The organism is Streptomyces sp. NPDC088730, from assembly GCF_044751215.1.
Classification (GTDB): domain Bacteria; phylum Actinomycetota; class Actinomycetes; order Streptomycetales; family Streptomycetaceae; genus Streptomyces.
The window spans coordinates 76,020-92,754 of sequence record NZ_JBIVLK010000019.1; the positions used below are offsets into that span (position 1 = coordinate 76,020).

Here is a 16,735-nt window from a genome sequence, read left to right on the forward strand (position 1 = left end):
GCCAAGTTACTTGTGTTGATTTACGGGGCTGAGCAGCCAGGTACGAAGGGCGCGTCGGGGAGGTACGAAGGCCGGGCCGGTGCGGGTCAGCGGCCGGCCCAGGGCCCGTGCGGACGGTGGCGCCTGCCTCGCGGGCGCGGCCGAGGTGCGATGCTGGCGTCATGACTGATCACCGCGCGGTCGCCGTCGTCCGCTGGCCGGGCCGGACCCCTCCGTCCATGGACGGGGTGGCCGCGCTGCTGACGGCCTACCACCTGCGGACGGAGGCGGAGAAGGGCGGACCGGTAGCCGATGCGGCCGGGCTGCCGGAGCGGTACCGGACAGAGATCACCGACCCCGCGACCGCGTTCGCCGGCGATGTCGTGCTGGTGGCTCTCCTCGGGGATACCGCTGTGGGCTGTGTGGTGGTGACCTCTCCCGCCTACGGACAGGCGGAGATCAAGCGGCTCTGGACCGATCCCGGTTTCCGGGGCCGGGGCATCGCGTCCGCCTTGCTCGACGCCGCGCTGGCTCATGCCTCCGAGAACGGGGTGGACACCGTCCGGCTCTCGGTATGGGAATGGCGGACCGGGGCCATCGCCCTGTACGAACGGCTCGGCTTCACCGTCACCGAGTCGTGGGACGAGCGGGATCAGCTGGTGTGCATGCGGCGCGCCGCGCATGTGGACCCGGGTCCGCGCTGATCCGCTCCCGTCACACGGTCACGAAGCCTCCTCCTGCGCGGACTCCTCGTAGTGGACGATGCCGTCCTCGTCGAGGCGAGGGTGGATGACTTCGGGGTCCTGGGTGTTGGTGTCCGAGGGGCGCGGGCCTTCCGGCCCGTCGGGGCCCCAGCGCAGCAGGCGGCGGGTGCGGACGATCCGGAGCGCGGTGCCAGGGACTTCGACCTGGTTGAGCCGGCCCGCGCGGAGCCGTTCCGCGGCACCGGCGAAGGCCGTCAGCTCCGCGGCTGCGGCGGCGTCCTCGGGAACGGCGGTACGCGCGTCGACGTCCCCGGCGGCCTCCTGGGAGATCAGGCCGCGCAGGCGCGGCCGGAACCACATCAGGGAGAAGTACAGCGTGACGCGTGCGTCGTGGGCGCTGGTGTGCAGAGCGCTGGCCGGCCTCCAGGACCTGGTGCCGGACCGCTCCACGACCTGGAATGCCGCCGGCATGAGCAGGACATCGGGGTGGCTCTCCACGGCCCGCACCGAATCGCCCAGCACGGAGTCGGGGAACCTCGTACCGGTGTAGACGAGTGAGCGCAGGGTCAGCCGCTCGGACGCCTGGACGGGGGAAAGGGGTGCGTCGGGATCCAGCACCAGGTCCGCGTCGATCCTCGGGCCATGGGTGCCGGGGCCCCACTCGGGGGTGAGGGGTTCGGGGTCGGTCGGCCGCGGCGTCTCGATGTCACCGTTCGCGTCCATGCCCGCGTACTCCTCGGCCCTCACCACGCGGTAGCGGGTGCCGAGCACGGTGAACTCGTCGACGCGTTCGCTCTCCAGCCGGGCAACCGCCGCCAGCAGCGCCCGCCGCTCGGCCCTGTCCTCGGCTTCGTCCTTCGCCCGGAACCAGAGCAGGGAGTTCAGCGAGTCCCGGGCCTGCTGCGGGCAGCCGTGCGTGACCTCTACGGCCACCCGCCACCGCCGCCCGTCGCCCGCGCCCTGCGCGGCCACCCCGAACAGCGGCCCTCTGACGGCCAGAGTGCTGTGCAGCGCCGCGTCCAGGGCGTCGGCCTCCATCGCGGCCTCCACCGGCTCCACCGGAACCCTCACCACCACTGGCCCCGCACCCTTTTCGTTCATGCCCCTCATCCTGACGGCAAGGCAGCGCCCGCGTCCTGGATTCACCAGCTCGGTGGAGCGCGTGGATGCTTGTCGCATTTTCCGGTCCGCCGCCGGGCGCGGGCCGGGGCACGGCAGGGCGCGCGGCCCGCGCTCGGCGCTCGGCGCTCGGCGCTCGGCGCTCGGCGCTCGGCGGCGGACCGGATCAGGTGGCGGGGTGGGCGGCCAGGAATTCGGGCAGCGTCTCCGCGGTGAGCGGGTAGTAGTCGGACAGCCGGGCGCCCTCGTCGAGGCGGCGGCGCGCGAACTCCTCCCGGTCCTGATGCCGGATCGAGTCCTCGGCCAGCGGAACCGCGCTCTGCTGCGGGACCACGACAGCCCCGTCCTCATCGGCCACGATCAGGTCGCCGGGGGCCACCAGGACGCCGCCGACCCCCACCGGGACGTTGAACGCGGACGGGAAGAGTTCGGTCTGCGAGGCGTAGTGCGGGGTGACGCCCGTGCACCAGATGGGGACGCCGAGGGCGCGCACCCGGGCCGCGTCCCGGATCCGCCCGTCCACGACGATCCCGGCGCCGCCCTTCAGCTTGAAGTAGCGCACCAGCATGTCGCCCAGGCAGCCGGTGTAGTGGCTGCCCTGGGCCGACACCACGAGCACGTCGCCGGGACGGATGGATTCGAGCACCTTCCACAGCGCTGTCTCGCGTTCGGCGTCCTCCTGCTCGGCACCGTTGAAGACGTCCTCGCGCCGCGGCAGGAACTGGAGCGTGACGGCACCTCCGGTGATCTGCACGTCGGGCTCCCGGTGCAGCGGCACCGGGCCGTCGATGAAGGTCCTTGTGATTCCCATCTGGTGGAGCTTCGCGCAGGCCGTGGCCGCGCTGACCTCGCCGAGGGCTTCCACCATGCGTGCGGTGGGCCGCACGTACTCCGAGGTGTGGACCGGTGCCCGCATCGACGCGTACGTCCGGATCTCCTCTGTCGACGGTGCTCCGTGATCCCGGGTCGGGTTCATGCTTCTGCCTCCGTACACAGCGCCAGTGACATCATCGCCTATCGATGGTAGATAACAGTTAATCGATTAGCACTGTCAATGTGTCAGGAGTTATTTCGTGACCACCACGTCACCTGGCTGGTTCGAAGCCGAACGCTTCGGGCTCTTTGTCCACTTCGGCCTCTACAGCCTGGCAGCACGTCATGAGTGGGTGCGCAGCCGGGAGTTGATGGACCAGGAGAGTTACGACCGCTACCTGAGCCGCTTCGACCCGGACCTCTTCGACGCGCGGGCGCTAGCACGGGCCGCCAAGGACGCGGGCATGCGGTACGCGGTGCTGACCGCCAAGCACCACGACGGGTTCTGCCTCTTCGGCTCGGAGTTGACCGACTACACCTCGGTCCGGGTGAACGGGCGTGATCTGGTACGGGAGTTCGTGACGGCGATGCGGGAGGAGGGGCTGCGCGTGGGTCTGTACTACTCACTGCTCGACTGGCACCACCCCGGGTTCACGGTCGACGAGCACCATCCGCTGCGCGGCACCGAGGCCGCGGACGAACCGCGTGACATGAATGCCTATCGCGACTATCTCCACGGACAGGTCCGCGAGTTGCTGACCGGGTACGGGCAGATCGACCTCCTCTTCTTCGACTTCACCTATCCGTCGAAGACCTCCGCGGACTGGGGTGCGCGGGAGCTGATGGCAACGGTCCGCGCCCTGCAGCCGGGCATTCTGGTCAATGACCGGCTGGGGATACCCGGCGACTACGTGACCCCGGAGCAGTACCAGCCAGAGCGGCCGCTGGAGCGCGACGGTGTGCCGGTGCGGTGGGAGGCCTGCCACACGCTCAACGGTTCGTGGGGGTACGACCGCGACAACCACGACTACAAGGATCCCGTTCTGCTGGTGCGGATGCTGGTGCAGTCGGTGGCCTGCGGCGGGAACCTCCTGCTGAACGTCGGACCGACCGGTCGGGGCGCCCTTGATCCGCGCGCACGGGAGACCTTGGCGGCGATCGGTTCCTGGACGGTGCCGCACTCGCGCTCCGTGCACGGGGCCGGGCCCAGCGGTCTGACCCCGCCCGCGAACGCCCTGTACACGCGGCGCGGCCGCCATCTGTATCTCCATCTGCTCGCCTGGCCGCTCAGGCATGTGCACCTGCCCGGACTGGCCGGGCGGGTCCGGTACGCGCAGTTCCTGCACGACGGCTCGGAGATCGGCTTCCACGAGGTGGACGGCGCCGGGCACGAGCACACCAACATGACGCCCCCGGGCGAGCCGGCGGGGACCCTGACCCTGACCCTGCCGACGGCCCGGCCCGACGTCCTGCTGCCGGTGATCGAACTGGAGCTGGACGAGGACCCCGACGCCGCTGAGACCGGGGAGGTCTAGGCAGATGACGACAGGGGTTCTGGGGGCGTCGTTCCGCTCGGCGCTCGGCCCTGAGCTGGCGGGGCTGCTGGCCGGTCCGGCAGGCCGGGTCGGCGTACCGGACGTGACGTGCCGGGAGGTGTGGGACGGCGTACCGCACCCCGTACGCGAGCGCGTTCTCGCCGGCGCGCGGGCCGAACTGGCGCGCCCCGAACCGCGGCTGACCGCCGGGGCCTGGGCCCGCGCGGCGCGCGACGGTGACCGGGGCGCGTACGAGGACCGGGCGTGGGAGCTGCAGGAGCGGGTCTCCCGGCTGGTCCTCGCGGCGGTGCTGACCGGCGAGGTGGCCGATGCGGCGGATGCCGGCGAGGTGTGCCCCCATCTGGACGCCGCGGTGGACGGTCTCGTGCGGTTCGCGGAGGCGAGCACCTGGTGCTGGGCCTCGCACGACCGGTTCACCGCGGCGCGCGGCGAGGTGGTGCCCGACGCGGACGAGCCGTACCTGGATCTGGGGGCGGCCGAGGTGGCGGCGCTGTTCGCGTGGGCGGACCACGTACTGGGGCCTCATCTGGAGCGCCGGGCCCCCGGTCTCCGGCGGCGGCTGCGGCGGGAGGTGGATCTGCGGGTCCTGGCCCCGTTCGAGCGGGTACGGGACTGGCGGTGGATCGGTGCCGACGGCAACGCCAACAACTGGAATCCGTGGATCCACAGTGCGGTGCTGGCGTCCGCGCTGCTGCTGTGCGAGGACGAGGCGCGGCGGGCCGGGCTGGTACGGCTGGTGGTGGAGGGGCTCGACCACTACGTCGCGGTTCTCCCGGACGACGGGGGTGTGGACGAGGGGATCGCGTACTGGTGGGCGGGGGCGTGCCGGGTCCTGGAGGTACTCGACCTGCTCGCCGGGGTGGGCGGCCCCGCGCTCGACGCACGCGCACTCCCCCTTCTGGCACAGCTGTTGCGGTATCCGCAGCGGATGCATCTGGGCGGGAGCTGGTACGTGAACGTGGGCGACGCCCCGCCGCGGCTGTCCGGTGACCGGCCCTGGCACGTGCCGTACCGGTGGGGGGTGCGTCTCGGGCAGCCCGAGACGTCGGCGCACGCGGTGGCGGGTGCCCGGCAGGAGGGCGATCCGGCGCCGCCCCGGGCGGGTCTCGGCCGTGCGCTGGCGGCGCTCGCCGACCCCCGGTGGTGCGGGGCCGTCGCCGCGGAGTCCGCTCCGGATGACGGCTCCCCGTGGCTGGCCCGCGAGGTGTGGCTGCCTCGACTTGAGGTGCTGGTGGCACGTCAGGAGGCCTCGTCCGCTCAGGGGCTCACGGTCGCGGTGAAGGCGGGCCACAACGGCGAGCACCACAACCACCTCGATGTCGGTTCGTACTGGGTGGCGGTGGACGGGCGGCCGCTGGTCGTCGACGCGGGCCGGCCCCGGTACACCACGCAGACGTTCGGGCCCGACCGGTACGCGGCCTGGCCCTTCCGGAGCGAGTGGCACAACGTTCCCGAGCCGGGGCACCCGCAGTGCCCCGGACGGGAGTTCGCCGCCCGAGAGGTAGCGGTGAGCCTTGACGGCGCGCGGAGCGTCCTGAGCGCGGAGCTGAGCGGCGCCTATCCGGCCGGCCCGCTGACCAGCTGGAACCGGACGGTGCGCCTGGTGCGTCCGGCCGGGGCGGCCGGGGCGTACGTGGACGTCGAGGACACCTGGCGGGGGCGGCTCCCGTATGCGCGGCTCCGGCACCTGCTGTCCGGTCACGTCGAGTTGGGGGACGGATGGGCGCGGGTGCGGGCGCAGGGTGCGGGAGTCGTCATGCACTGGGACGCGGCCTTCGCCGCCGCCTCGACGGAGCAGGTGGAACTCGACGATCCCCTGCTCAGGGCGAGTTGGGGCGCGTTCCTGACGCGCCTCACGCTGACCGTGCGGACTCCGGGCAGCGCCGGCAGGGCCGTGGTGCGGTGGGAGCAGGCCGGATGAACAACAGGTTGCGGCAGCACTCTTGAACATTGCGGGATGCCAGCCATAGCATCAGCAATCGATAGACGATTAGCGAAGAGCGAAGGCGTCCCGACCCCGCATCACCGGGGTCCGCGGCCGCCGATCACCCGCCGACGCCCGCCGGCCATCCCGCCCGGCGCGACACGGCACCCCACCCCACCTCGCACCAGTTCCGACCCGCACTTCCCGACCGACATTAGCTATCGATTATTCACGACTACGCAACGGAGCGTGTCCGATGAAAGCAGTCTGGCGCCGTGTCTGCGCCTTCGCCGCAGCCCCCCTGGTGATGGCCTCGGCCGTCGCCTGCGGCGGCGGTACGTCCGACGAGGGCGCGGGGGGCACCACCCTCCGCGTCATCGTGAACATCACGCCGAACCTGACGGAGAAGTACTGGAACGACCTCTTCGCCCGCTACGAGCGCACCCATCCCGGAGTGAAGGTCGATCTGGAGCTGACCGGCACGATCTCCGCGAACGCGAAGCTGACCCAGGACCTGGCGGCCGGCGACCCACCGGACGTCGCCCAGCAGATCACCCCCACCGCCGAGACCGAGTCCCTCTTCGCCGACCTCTCGGACCAGCCGTGGACGGCCAAGACACCACTGGCCGACGAGTACGCCCTCGGCGGCAAGCGGTATGTGGTGGGTGTCGGTGAGCAGATCCAGTCGCTGGTCTTCTACAACAAGCAGGCCTTCACCGAGGCCGGGGTCGACGCGGGCTCGATACGTACTCTGGACCAGTTCACCGCGGCGATGGGGAAGTTGAAGAAGGCCGGGTACGAACCGCTGCAGACGGCCGGGCAGTGGGTGACCGGCAGCCAGTTCTCCATGATGGCCGACGCGGGCGTGCTCACGGCGGAGCCGAAGTGGACGGCCCAGCGCATCGCGGGCAAGAACTCCTTCGCGGACAGCGGGTACGTCGACTACTTCGCGCAGTACAAGAAGTGGATCGACGCCGGTTATCTGAAGAAGAGCGCGCTCGGTCTCACCTACGCCGACGGGCAGACGGCCTTCCTCAAGGGGAAGTCCGCCATGTACATCATGGGGTCGTACTTCGTGCCCGCCGCGGACGCCGCGAAGAAGAGCGACGAGATCGGCGTGTTCAGCATGCCGACCGACGGCGCCTACCCGTCCGGCCAGTTCGGCAACATCTCCAACCCGTACGTCGTGATCGACAAGTCCCGGCACAAGGCCGAGGCGACGGACCTGGTCAAGTGGGCCGTCACCGACCCGGAGGCGATCAAGAGCCAGCTCGCCGCCGACGGCAACCTGCGCGCCGGGTTCAGCTACAAGATGTCGAGCCTCGGCACCTCCGTGCAGAAGGTCCTGGACAAGACCCCCTCGGTGATCGTGAAGTCCGGTGCGAACCAGCCCATCGCCGGGTTCAGTGACGAACTGAACAAGCAGGTCCAGTCCCTGTACACCGGCACCTCTCCGGAGGACGCCGCCGGCGGATTGGACAAGTGGTGGAACTCGCAGCGCTGAAGCGGCCGGGCCCGCACGCGGGCGCTGCCCCGCTCACCCCCGCTCCCCCCTCTCAGGCCGGCCGGCGCAGCGCCCGCGTGCGGGCCGCCGCGGTCTCGCTCGGTCTGATGGGACCGGCCGTCCTGCTGTACACCGTGCTGACGGTCGTCCCGGTCGGTGTCGCGGTCTATCTCAGCCTCACCGACTGGGACGGCTTCTCCTCGGTCTCGTTCATCGGACTGGACAACTACCGGCACCTGTTCGACGACCCCAGCTCCTCGCAGGCCTGGTACGTGACCGCGGTCATCGCCGTGTCCGGCACCGTGTTCATGGTCGGTCTCGGGCTGGTCTACGCCCTGATCCTCAAGGGCCGTTCGCGCGCCAACTCCTTCTTCCGGGCCGTGGGTTACTTCCCGCACGTGATCAGCGCCCTGGTCCTCGGCTATCTGTGGGCGGCCATCCTCGGCACCAACGGGGCCATCAACAACACGCTCGCCAAGTTCGACATCGAGCCGATCGGCTTCCTGTTCGACGAGAAGATGGCGCTGATCTCCCTGATCGCCGTCATCGTGTGGGCCGGGTTCGGGTTCAACGTGGTGCTGTTCGTGGCGGCGTTGCAGACGGTGCCCGCCGAGCTCCTCGAAGCCGCGGCGATCGACGGGGCGACGAAGCGGCAGACGAACCTGCGGATCGTCGTACCGATGATCGCTCCGGTGGTGACCGTGGCGACCATCCTCAACCTGGTGGGCCTCATCCGTGCCTACGACATCATCGTCAGCCTCACCGGCGGCGGGCCGGCCGGGTCCACGCAGACGTTCACCTACCTCATTCTGGCCCGCTCCTTCGAGGGCACCAAGGTCGGTTACGCGACATCCCAGGCGGTCTTCCTCATGATCGTGTCCGCCGTGCTCGCCCTCGTCGTGACGGCGCTGCGCAACCGCCAAGATCAAGCTGCGACAGGTTAGGAGCCAGTGGTGGTCGTAATGGAGGCAAAGGCCCGAGAGGCGAAAGCCCACAAGGCCAAGGCGCGGCCGCCGTCGGCTCCCGACGGGCTGCCGGGCCGCACCGAGCAGGGCGAGGGCCGCTCACCCCTGCGCTGGATCATGCTCGCCGGGCTGCTCGTCGTCATGATGGTGCCGGTGTACCTGCTCCTCGTGAACGCGTTCAAGTCTCAGCAGGACATCCTGGACAACCCGTTCGGCATCCCGCTGGGCGGGCTGACGCTCAAGCACCTGTCGGCCGCGGTGACCAGTCCGCAGTTCAACGTCATCGGGGGCTACGGCTTCACGCTCTTCCTCGTCGTGATGGTGGACGTGCTGTGCATCGTGCTGGCGGGCCCGGCGGCGTACGCGATCGCCCGCAGCCTGAAGAGGCGTACGCAGATGGTGATGCTGTATTTCCTGGCGGGGACGTTCATCCCCGGCGCCGCCGTGATCATTCCCGTGATCTACGTGCTCCGGGAGATCGGCCTGGCGAACACGGTGACCGGTCTGGTGGCACACGACGTCGCCTCGACGCTGCCCGTGAGCATCTTCCTGTTCGTCGGTTTCATCCGCACCATCCCGGTGGACATCGACCACGCGGCGACGATCGACGGCGCGGGCAGGTACCGGACGTTCTGGACCATCATCTTCCCGCTCATGCGGCCCGCGGTCGTCACCGTCCTGATCCTCAACTCCATCGGGATCTGGAACGACTTCGTGAGCCCGCAGATCCTGCTGAGCCCGTCGTCCGGGCACTACACGGTGACCACGGCGATCTACGCGGGCATCAGTCAGTACTCGACGGACCTCACGAAGGTCTTCCCCAACCTGCTGCTCGCGATCGCCCCGGTGGTCATCTTCTTCATCTACATGCAGCGCCACATCATCAGCGGCCTCACCGTCGGCGCCGTGAAGGGCTGACCCGGCCGGGCGCGTCCCCCTGAAGGACAGCTGAAGGACAGCTCAAGGACCCCAGAAGGACCGAGAAGAGGACCTGGAATGCCGATCCCCCCAGCAACTCCGGTACCACCCCTCCCACCGACACCGGGGAGGGCACGCGGCCGCCACCCCCGTACCCGGCCGTGGCAGGCCGCCACCCTGTTCGCGGCCCTGTGCGTGGTCATGGCCGGCGCCCACCCGGCCGCGGCCCAGGACGGGCAGACGTACTACGTGGCGGCGAACGGCCAGGACACGGCGGCCGGTACCTCGGCCGCGCCGTTCCGCCACATCCAGCGCTGCGCCGATCTCATGCAGCCGGGCGACACGTGCCTGATCACCTCCGGGACGTACGAGGAGACGGTGGTGCCCGCCCGCTCCGGCACGGCGCAGGCACCGATCACCTACCGGGCCGCCCCCGGCGCGCAGGTGACGGTGAGCGGCGCCTCGCGGCTGACCGGCTGGCAGCCCGTCACCGCCGCGGACGTCACCGCGATCAGCCAGGGCGACCCGTACGCGCCGGACTCCGACTTCGCGGACGCCGTCGCGGCCGGACACATCTACTCCACGGATGTGGACCTGGGCAGCGACGTCAGCACCGTGCAGGTGTTCACCGACAAGGCGATGGACGTCGAGGCCCAGTGGCCGTACCCGGGCCTCGACCCGCTGGACCCGGTGCTCCAGTACGCGGGTGCCGGAAGCGCCGACGCCACGATCGCCGACCCGGCCCAGACCCGCCCGGCGGGCTACTGGGACGGTGCGCGGGCCCTCACCGGCTACTGGTACGTCTCCGCCACCGCCAAGGTGACCGGCTCGGCGGCCGGCTCGGTGACCCTCGACGCGGCGCCGCCGTGCGTGCACAAGGTGGTGCCGCAGGAGACGCGCTACTCGCTCGCCGGGAAGATCGGCGAACTGGCCCACCCCGGAACCTGGTTCTACGACCCCGCCGCCCACCGCCTGTACGTGTACAGCACCGACGACCCCGCGACCCACACCGTCGAGGCCAAGCGCCGCACCCTGGGCTTCGACCTGACCAACACCAGCCACACCACGGTGGCCGGCGTCGGCCTGTTCGCCACGACGGTCAAGACGGGTGCCACCACCACCGGCGTCACGCTCGACGGCATCAAGGGCACATACCTGTCGCACTACACGGACATCACCAAGGGCGCGACGGACTGCGGCAGTACGGTCACGCGCGGCGTCGGCGACAGCGGGATCATCGTGGACGGCACCGGCAACAAGGTCGTGAACAGTGACCTGTCGCTGAGCGCGGGCAACGGCATCGCGCTGCGCGGACAGAACAACACGGCGAGCGACAACGTCATCCACGACGTCGACTACATGGGCACCTACGCGGCCGGTGTCGCCGTGCAGGGCAACAGCCAGACGGTGACCCACAACACCATCTCCCGGGTCGGACGCAGCGGGATCAACCTCCAGTGGAACAGCGTGGCGGGTCTCGACCCGGGCAAGGACGTCATCGCGTACAACGACATCTCGGCCTACGCCCGGCTGAGCCTGGACGTCGCCGCGGTCTACACCTGCTGCAGCGCCGACATGATGGGCACCTCCATCGACCACAACGTGCTGCACGACCCGGCGCCGAAGACGACCTCCTCCACGTTCGGCATCTCCGGTGTCTACGCCGACAACGGCCAGAGCGACCTGGTGATCGCGAACAACGTGGGCTGGGGCAACCGGGAGGGCACGGTGATGCTCAACGGCCTGGGGACGGGCTCGCACGACAACGGCGTCTACAACAACACGGGCGGCATGACGCTGTTCTACGTGAAGGGGCCCGGCCAGTCGACGGGCACGAAGATCTACAACAACATCGGGAAGATCGCCGGCAAGGACGGCGCCACCGACGGCGGTCTCGTCATGTCGAACAACCTCCCCGAGGAGACCGACCCGCTCTTCGTCGACGCGGCGGCCCACGACTACCGGCCGGCTGCGGGCTCTCCGGCCAGGAACGCGGCGATCGCACTGCCCGGCATCAATGACGGCTCCACGGACCCGGCGCCGAGTCTGGGCGCCTACCAGTACGGCGCCCCGAAGTGGACGGCGGGCGCGCGGCGCTGACGTTCCGCGCGTGGGGAAGGCCCGGACCGAGAGGTCCGGGCCTTCCCCACGCGCATGGGTCCGTCAGTCGCGGCCGGCGGCCGCCTTTCCGCGCGGCTTCTTCGCGGCGCGGGCGTCCGGAACGGGACCGCGGCCCGCCGCGTGGTCGGCGAACGCGACGGCCGCCCCCTCGCCGTCCCCGTCGCGCAGCAGACCGACCAGTCGCCCGTGCTCGTCGGCCATCGCGGACCAGTCGCCGGCGAACAGCGGGTCGGAAATGGCCCGCAGGGTGCGCAGGCTGGGCTCGATGACCTCCCACATCCGCTCCAGGAACGGATTTCCGGCAGCCTGGCTGACCAGTGTGTGGAACGCGATGTCGGCGTCCCTGAAGACACCCACGTCTTTGACCGTCACGGCTTTGCGCATCCGCTCGACCAGCGCGTCGAGTTCGGACAGCTGATCCTTCGTGATGTGCTGCGCGGCGAGCTGAGCCGCGAGCCGTTCGAGCGGCTCGCGCACCTGACGCGCGTATTCCGCGTCCTGTTCCGAGATTTCGACGACGAAATGCCCGCGACGCGGCACATGCATCAGCAGACCCTCCCGGGCCAGCTGTTTCACCGCCTCCCGGACGGGCGCCTGACTGACCCCGAGCCGTCGCGCGATCTCGGACTCGACCACGCGGTCGCCCGGGGCGAGGTCACCGTCGACGACGGCCTGCCGCAGCAACTCGTACACCTGGTCGGAGATCAGGGCCTTTCGGAACCGGTCCTTGTTGGTGGCCAGTGTGGAGTCGAATCCCGCCGACGCGTTCGATGCCATGAATTCCCATTCCTGCGTTGGGGGAGGCCAGTTGGGACACTATACGTGCTCATCGCCTATCGATGGAATGCGCGTGCTTTTCCCCACTGCTTCCCCAGCCATTCCAGTTTGACGACTTCGCGGGCGGGGCGCCGCCCTCATGATCATTGAACGGGCGCGCCCGTATCTCCTTGCCGGCCTGATCCGCATTCCGCAGCGCGCCGCAATGGGTGAACGCGGCGTACACGGTGGAGGCCGGACAGATGAGGCGGCCGTGGACACCCGCGGCCGCGGGTGTCCTTGACGAAGTGTGTGTACCCGGCGCCGGAACGCGCCGAAGTGCGCGGGTCCGGGCAGCTCGGAACGGTCTTTCTCCAGCTCGTCGAGGGACAGGTCCAGGAGAGCCATCTCGAATCTCCGCGTCGGTCGGGCCGGCGGACCGGCTGCGGGCCACTTTCATCGCCTATCGATCATCGAGAGAATCGAATCAGGGTGTCGCGAAGGCTGTCAACCGCGCAGCCGGTACACCCGCTCCGCCGTGGTCCGCGAAAGCTGTCGGTCCTGCGCGGGGGTGAGGTGCGCGAGTCCGCCGCGCGAGGCGGCGAGCGAGTCGGCGCGGGTGCCGCGCGTCAGACAGATGGGCCAGTCGGAGCCCAGCAGGCAGCGTTCCGGACCGAGCGTGTCCACCACATTCCTTACCAGGCGCGCGAGTTGGCCGCCGGGTACGCCGTGCTGCTGGGTGAGCAGGCCGGAGATCTTCACGTGGACGTTACTCACCCGGGCGGCGCGTTCGAGGTCCGCGTACCACTCCCCCGGCTCTCCGGCGGCCAGGTGCGGCGGGTTGCCCAGGTGGTCCACCACCACCGCGAGTTCGGGATGACGTTCGGCCAGCTCCGAGGCGGTCCTCAACGCGCTTCGATACAGGTTGAGTTCGAGCGCGAGGCCGGTCTCGGCGAGCACCGGGACCAGGGCTCGGGCCGGTCCGGGGGTACTCGCCCAGTCCGGTCCGCCAAGGCGCATTCCGTTGGGGCGGGTGTCGCCGGACTCGTCCAGGAGCGCGCGGAACGCGCCGGGTCCGGCATCGCCGTGGACATGGAGGTTGCCCACGTAGCCGGCGACCAGATCCGGCCGCCTCCGGCGCAGTTCCCGCAGGGCGTACGTCTCTCCGGTGTCACCGCGGGAGGCCTCCACCAGGATCGCGCCGGTCAGGTCGAGCTCCGCCCCGGACGCGTCCAACTCGGCCTCCGCGTAGGGACGGTGCAGCGGTGTTCCGGGGCGGATCCACGGGAACCCCTCGACCGGGTCCCACACATGGACATGGCAGTCGATCACGGTCGTCCTCCTCACATCGGCCGGGTCCGGTGTATTGACACCCCGGCCGTATGCCGGTGAGTCTAGCCATCGGCTATCGATGGGCGATTATCTGAGCCCGATGGTCTTGATGTCGGTACGAGGGCGGGAGTCGTGGATGCGCGGGGTCGACAGGTCGAACGGGGCGCCTCCGGCGCACGGGCCGGTGCTGCACGCGGTCCGGCCGGTCAGCGAGGTGCCTCGGTGGGCGCTGCTCGAACGGGAGCTGTTCGCCGCGCTGGACAAGGCGTGGCGGCTGTTCTCCGACCGCTACACAGAGGGCGACGGGCGGCTGGTCTTCCGCGACCGGCTCGGGGTCGGGCTCGACGGCCGGGACGGTGTGGACGACTTCTACGAGCCGTTCTTCAACTGGCCGACGCTCTACCTCCTCGGCGGCAGCGCCGACCTGCTGCCCGCGGCGCGCCGGCACTGGCGCGGGGTGACCGCGCAGCTCACCGAGATGGACATGCTGGCCGACGGGTACGAACGCGGCTACGACTGGTTCCACCAGGGCGAGGGCCTGCTGCTCTTCTACGGCCTGTGCCTGGCCGACCCGGCCGATCCCGAGCTGCGCCGGCTGGCGGCGCGGTTCGCCGACCTCTACCTTCCGGACGGGCCGAACTACGACGCCGCCCACCGCATCGTGCGCGCCCCGCACAACGGTGCCGAGGGGCCGCGCTGGGGGTTCGCGGACGAGGACGCCTACTTCCCGTGGAGCCTGGCGCTGCGCCCGTACGGTCTGCCGCTGGACGGCATCGACGGCGTCACGCACTTCGACGAGCTGGCCGCCGACCCGGAGCGGGCACGGGCTTACGGCCGGGCGATGTGGGACCGGATGGGGCGCGGCGACACCCTGGTGAACCTGGCGGCCACCGGGCTGGCGGCCAACGCCTGCCTGCTGACGGGCGAGGACCGGTACGCCGACTGGGTCGCCGCGTACACCGGCGCCTGGCAGGAGCGGCTCGCCGGGCGTGACGTGCTGCCCGACAACGTGGGGCTCGACGGAACCGTCGGCGGGCACCTGGACGGCCGCTGGTACGGCGGCCACTACGGCTGGTCCTGGCCGCACGGCCTGTCCTCCGTGGCCTCCGGCGCCATAGTCGGCGCCACCAACGCGGCGTTCCTGACCGGCGAGCGCGGCTACCTGGACCTGGCCCGCAACCCGCTGGACGCGGTGCTGCGCCGGTCCGGGCAGCGCCGCCCGGACGAACGGGGAACGCTGGGCGAGCGCTGGGACCCGCACCTGCGGTCCATGACCACGGAGCGGACGCTGATGGTGCCGCAGCGGCACAACGACTCCGGCTGGTTCGACTTCACCGTGATGCCCACCCAGCTCCCCATGGCCCTGTGGCACTTCAGCCGCGAGGAGTCCGACCGGGAACGCCTGGAACTGCTCCGGGCCGGCTCCGGCTGGGACTGGTCGGCCGTGCACACACAGCGCATCAAGGACGAGGCGGGACACGAGGAGCCCTGGTACGAGTTCCTGCACGGGCGCAATCCGGACTTCCCCGAGCGGATGCTGAGCTCCGCCCTGGAGTCCAGCGCGGAGCGGGTGGCGGCGATCGAGAGCGATCCGCTGGATCCGGCCACCGGCCCGGACGCGCTGGGCATCCACCACTGGCAGCACCTGAACCCGGTGGTCACGGAGGCGCTGCTCCAGCTGACGACCGGCTCGCCGCAGATCCTCTACAACGGCGGCCTCACCCATCTGCATCTGCGCTACCACGACGCCACCGAGCGCCGCCCCGGGCTGCCGTCGGACACGGCGGCGCTGGTGACGGACATCCGGCCCGGCAACACCGTGGTGGATCTGGTCAACACGGGTTCGTCGGCGCGGTCGCTGCTCGTCCAGGCGGGCGCCTTCGCCGAACATCTGATCCGGACGGCGCGCGTGGACGAGATGCCCCCCGTCCCGGTCGACGGACCGTACTGCCGCGTCGAACTGCCCCCCGCGACCCGTGTCCGGCTGACCCTGACGATGTCCGTGCGCGGCGCCCGTGCGGCCTGCGCGTCACCTTGGGAGACGGCGTGAGCGACGCGTTCCTCACCGGCGACCGGTCCGCGACCCGGCTGCCCTTCGAGCTGCCCCGCCTCGGCATCGGCACCGCCCCGCTCGGCGGCCTGTTCACGGAGGTGAGCGAGGAAGAGGCGGCCCGGACGCTCCGTGCCGCGGGCGACGCCGGGATCAGCTACTTCGACACCGCGCCCCGCTACGGCCACGGCCTCGCCGAGGAACGGCTCGGCCGGCTTCTCGGGCCCGCCGGGGTGAGCGAGCCGGTGCTCTCGACGAAGACCGGCTGGCTGCTGCGGCCCCGGCCCGACGGTTCCCCGGGCGAGGTCGTCCCCGACTGGTCGGAGCGCGGCATCCGCGCCTCCCTGGAGTCGAGCCTGACCCGCCTCGGCCGCTCCCACATCGACATCCTCTATCTGCACGACCCGGACGACTTCCCCGACGAGGTGCGCCGCACCGCGTATCCGGCGGTACGGCGGCTGCGCGAGGAGGGGCTGGTGCGGGCCATCGGCTTCGGCATGAACCACAGCGCGCCGATGGCCGCCCACGTCGCGGAGTTCGACGTCGACGTCGTGCTGATCGCGGGCCGGTTCACCCTCCTGGACCACGAGGCGCTGGATGCCCTGCTGCCGCTGTGCGCCAGGACCGGCACCGCGGTGGTCGTGGGGGGCGTGTTCAACACCGGGCTGCTCGCCGACCCCTCCCCCGGCGCCATGTTCAACTACCGCCCGGTCCCGGAGGAGACCCTCGCCAGAGCCCGGCGCTGCCGTGAACTGTGCGCCGCCCACGACGTGCCGCTGACGGCGGCCGCCGTGCAGTTCCCCGCCCTCCACCCGGCCGTCACCTCGGTCGTCCTCGGCTGCCGGTCCGCCGGCGAGGTCACGGCGAACGCGGCCGCCGCGCGCTTCCCCGTACCCGGTGAGCTGTGGCGGCGCCTGGCCGACGAGGGCTTCGTACCGCGGGAGCTGGTGCCGTAGCGGACCGGCGGCGGACCGCCGCACACCCCCTCGTATCC

The 16,735-nt window shown here is 70.7% G+C and carries 13 protein-coding genes; 9 read left to right on the plus strand and 4 right to left on the minus strand.

The annotated features are described in order from the left end of the window. Positions 1–161: 161 nt before the first annotated feature. Complete coding sequence (locus ACIP89_RS33945; protein WP_402118223.1) at positions 162–683, plus strand: GNAT family N-acetyltransferase; 522 nt, start codon at positions 162–164, stop codon at positions 681–683. A gap of 18 nt (positions 684–701) precedes the next feature. Here ACIP89_RS33945 and ACIP89_RS33950 read toward each other — a convergent pair whose 3' ends face one another. Next, on the minus strand, positions 702–1,784 hold the full coding sequence (locus ACIP89_RS33950; protein ID WP_402118225.1) for a DUF5954 family protein: 1,083 nt from the start codon (positions 1,782–1,784) through the stop codon (positions 702–704). Between the two features lie 184 nt (positions 1,785–1,968). Then, the gene (locus tag ACIP89_RS33955) at positions 1,969–2,778 is read right to left on the minus strand and encodes a ribonuclease activity regulator RraA (protein ID WP_401923984.1); all 810 of its coding nucleotides are present in this window, start codon (positions 2,776–2,778) and stop codon (positions 1,969–1,971) included. A 97-nt stretch (positions 2,779–2,875) separates the two neighbouring features. Between ACIP89_RS33955 and ACIP89_RS33960 the strand changes: the two genes are divergently transcribed. The 6 genes from ACIP89_RS33960 (at position 2,876) to ACIP89_RS33985 (ending at position 11,582) form a co-directional block, all read left to right on the plus strand. Then, positions 2,876–4,150, plus strand: coding sequence for an alpha-L-fucosidase (locus tag ACIP89_RS33960; RefSeq protein ID WP_402118227.1), 1,275 nt, complete (start codon positions 2,876–2,878; stop codon positions 4,148–4,150). 4 nt (positions 4,151–4,154) lie between these two features. Next, positions 4,155–6,092 (plus strand): heparinase II/III family protein, encoded by a 1,938-nt coding sequence (locus ACIP89_RS33965; RefSeq protein ID WP_402118229.1) that lies wholly within the window; start codon positions 4,155–4,157, stop codon positions 6,090–6,092. A gap of 259 nt (positions 6,093–6,351) precedes the next feature. Next, on the plus strand, positions 6,352–7,599 hold the full coding sequence (locus tag ACIP89_RS33970) for an ABC transporter substrate-binding protein (RefSeq protein WP_401923992.1): 1,248 nt from the start codon (positions 6,352–6,354) through the stop codon (positions 7,597–7,599). After that, positions 7,578–8,543 carry a carbohydrate ABC transporter permease gene (locus ACIP89_RS33975; protein ID WP_401923994.1) on the plus strand — a complete coding sequence of 322 codons (966 nt, stop codon included), beginning with the start codon at positions 7,578–7,580 and terminating at the stop codon, positions 8,541–8,543. The genes ACIP89_RS33970 and ACIP89_RS33975 overlap by 22 nt, the downstream gene beginning before the upstream one ends. Positions 8,544–8,561: 18 nt before the next feature. Then, on the plus strand, positions 8,562–9,482 hold the full coding sequence (locus tag ACIP89_RS33980; RefSeq protein WP_401923996.1) for a carbohydrate ABC transporter permease: 921 nt from the start codon (positions 8,562–8,564) through the stop codon (positions 9,480–9,482). Positions 9,483–9,560: 78 nt separating this feature from the next. Continuing rightward, a complete protein-coding gene (locus tag ACIP89_RS33985; protein WP_402118230.1) occupies positions 9,561–11,582 on the plus strand; it encodes a right-handed parallel beta-helix repeat-containing protein in 2,022 nt (673 codons plus the stop codon). Positions 11,583–11,645: 63 nt separating this feature from the next. Here ACIP89_RS33985 and ACIP89_RS33990 read toward each other — a convergent pair whose 3' ends face one another. Further along, positions 11,646–12,380, minus strand: coding sequence for a GntR family transcriptional regulator (locus tag ACIP89_RS33990; RefSeq protein WP_401924000.1), 735 nt, complete (start codon positions 12,378–12,380; stop codon positions 11,646–11,648). Positions 12,381–12,866: 486 nt separating this feature from the next. Then, positions 12,867–13,691 (minus strand): amidohydrolase family protein, encoded by an 825-nt coding sequence (locus tag ACIP89_RS33995; protein ID WP_401926057.1) that lies wholly within the window; start codon positions 13,689–13,691, stop codon positions 12,867–12,869. A gap of 136 nt (positions 13,692–13,827) precedes the next feature. Here ACIP89_RS33995 and ACIP89_RS34000 point away from each other — a divergent pair, with 136 nt between their 5' ends. Both ACIP89_RS34000 and ACIP89_RS34005 read left to right on the plus strand, forming a co-directional pair. Further along, entirely contained in the window at positions 13,828–15,741 is a 1,914-nt protein-coding gene (locus tag ACIP89_RS34000; RefSeq protein ID WP_402118231.1) for a hypothetical protein, read from the plus strand. Next, positions 15,738–16,697 carry an aldo/keto reductase gene (locus ACIP89_RS34005; protein ID WP_402118233.1) on the plus strand — a complete coding sequence of 320 codons (960 nt, stop codon included), beginning with the start codon at positions 15,738–15,740 and terminating at the stop codon, positions 16,695–16,697. The genes ACIP89_RS34000 and ACIP89_RS34005 overlap by 4 nt, the downstream gene beginning before the upstream one ends. The last annotated feature ends 38 nt before the right edge of the window (positions 16,698–16,735 follow it).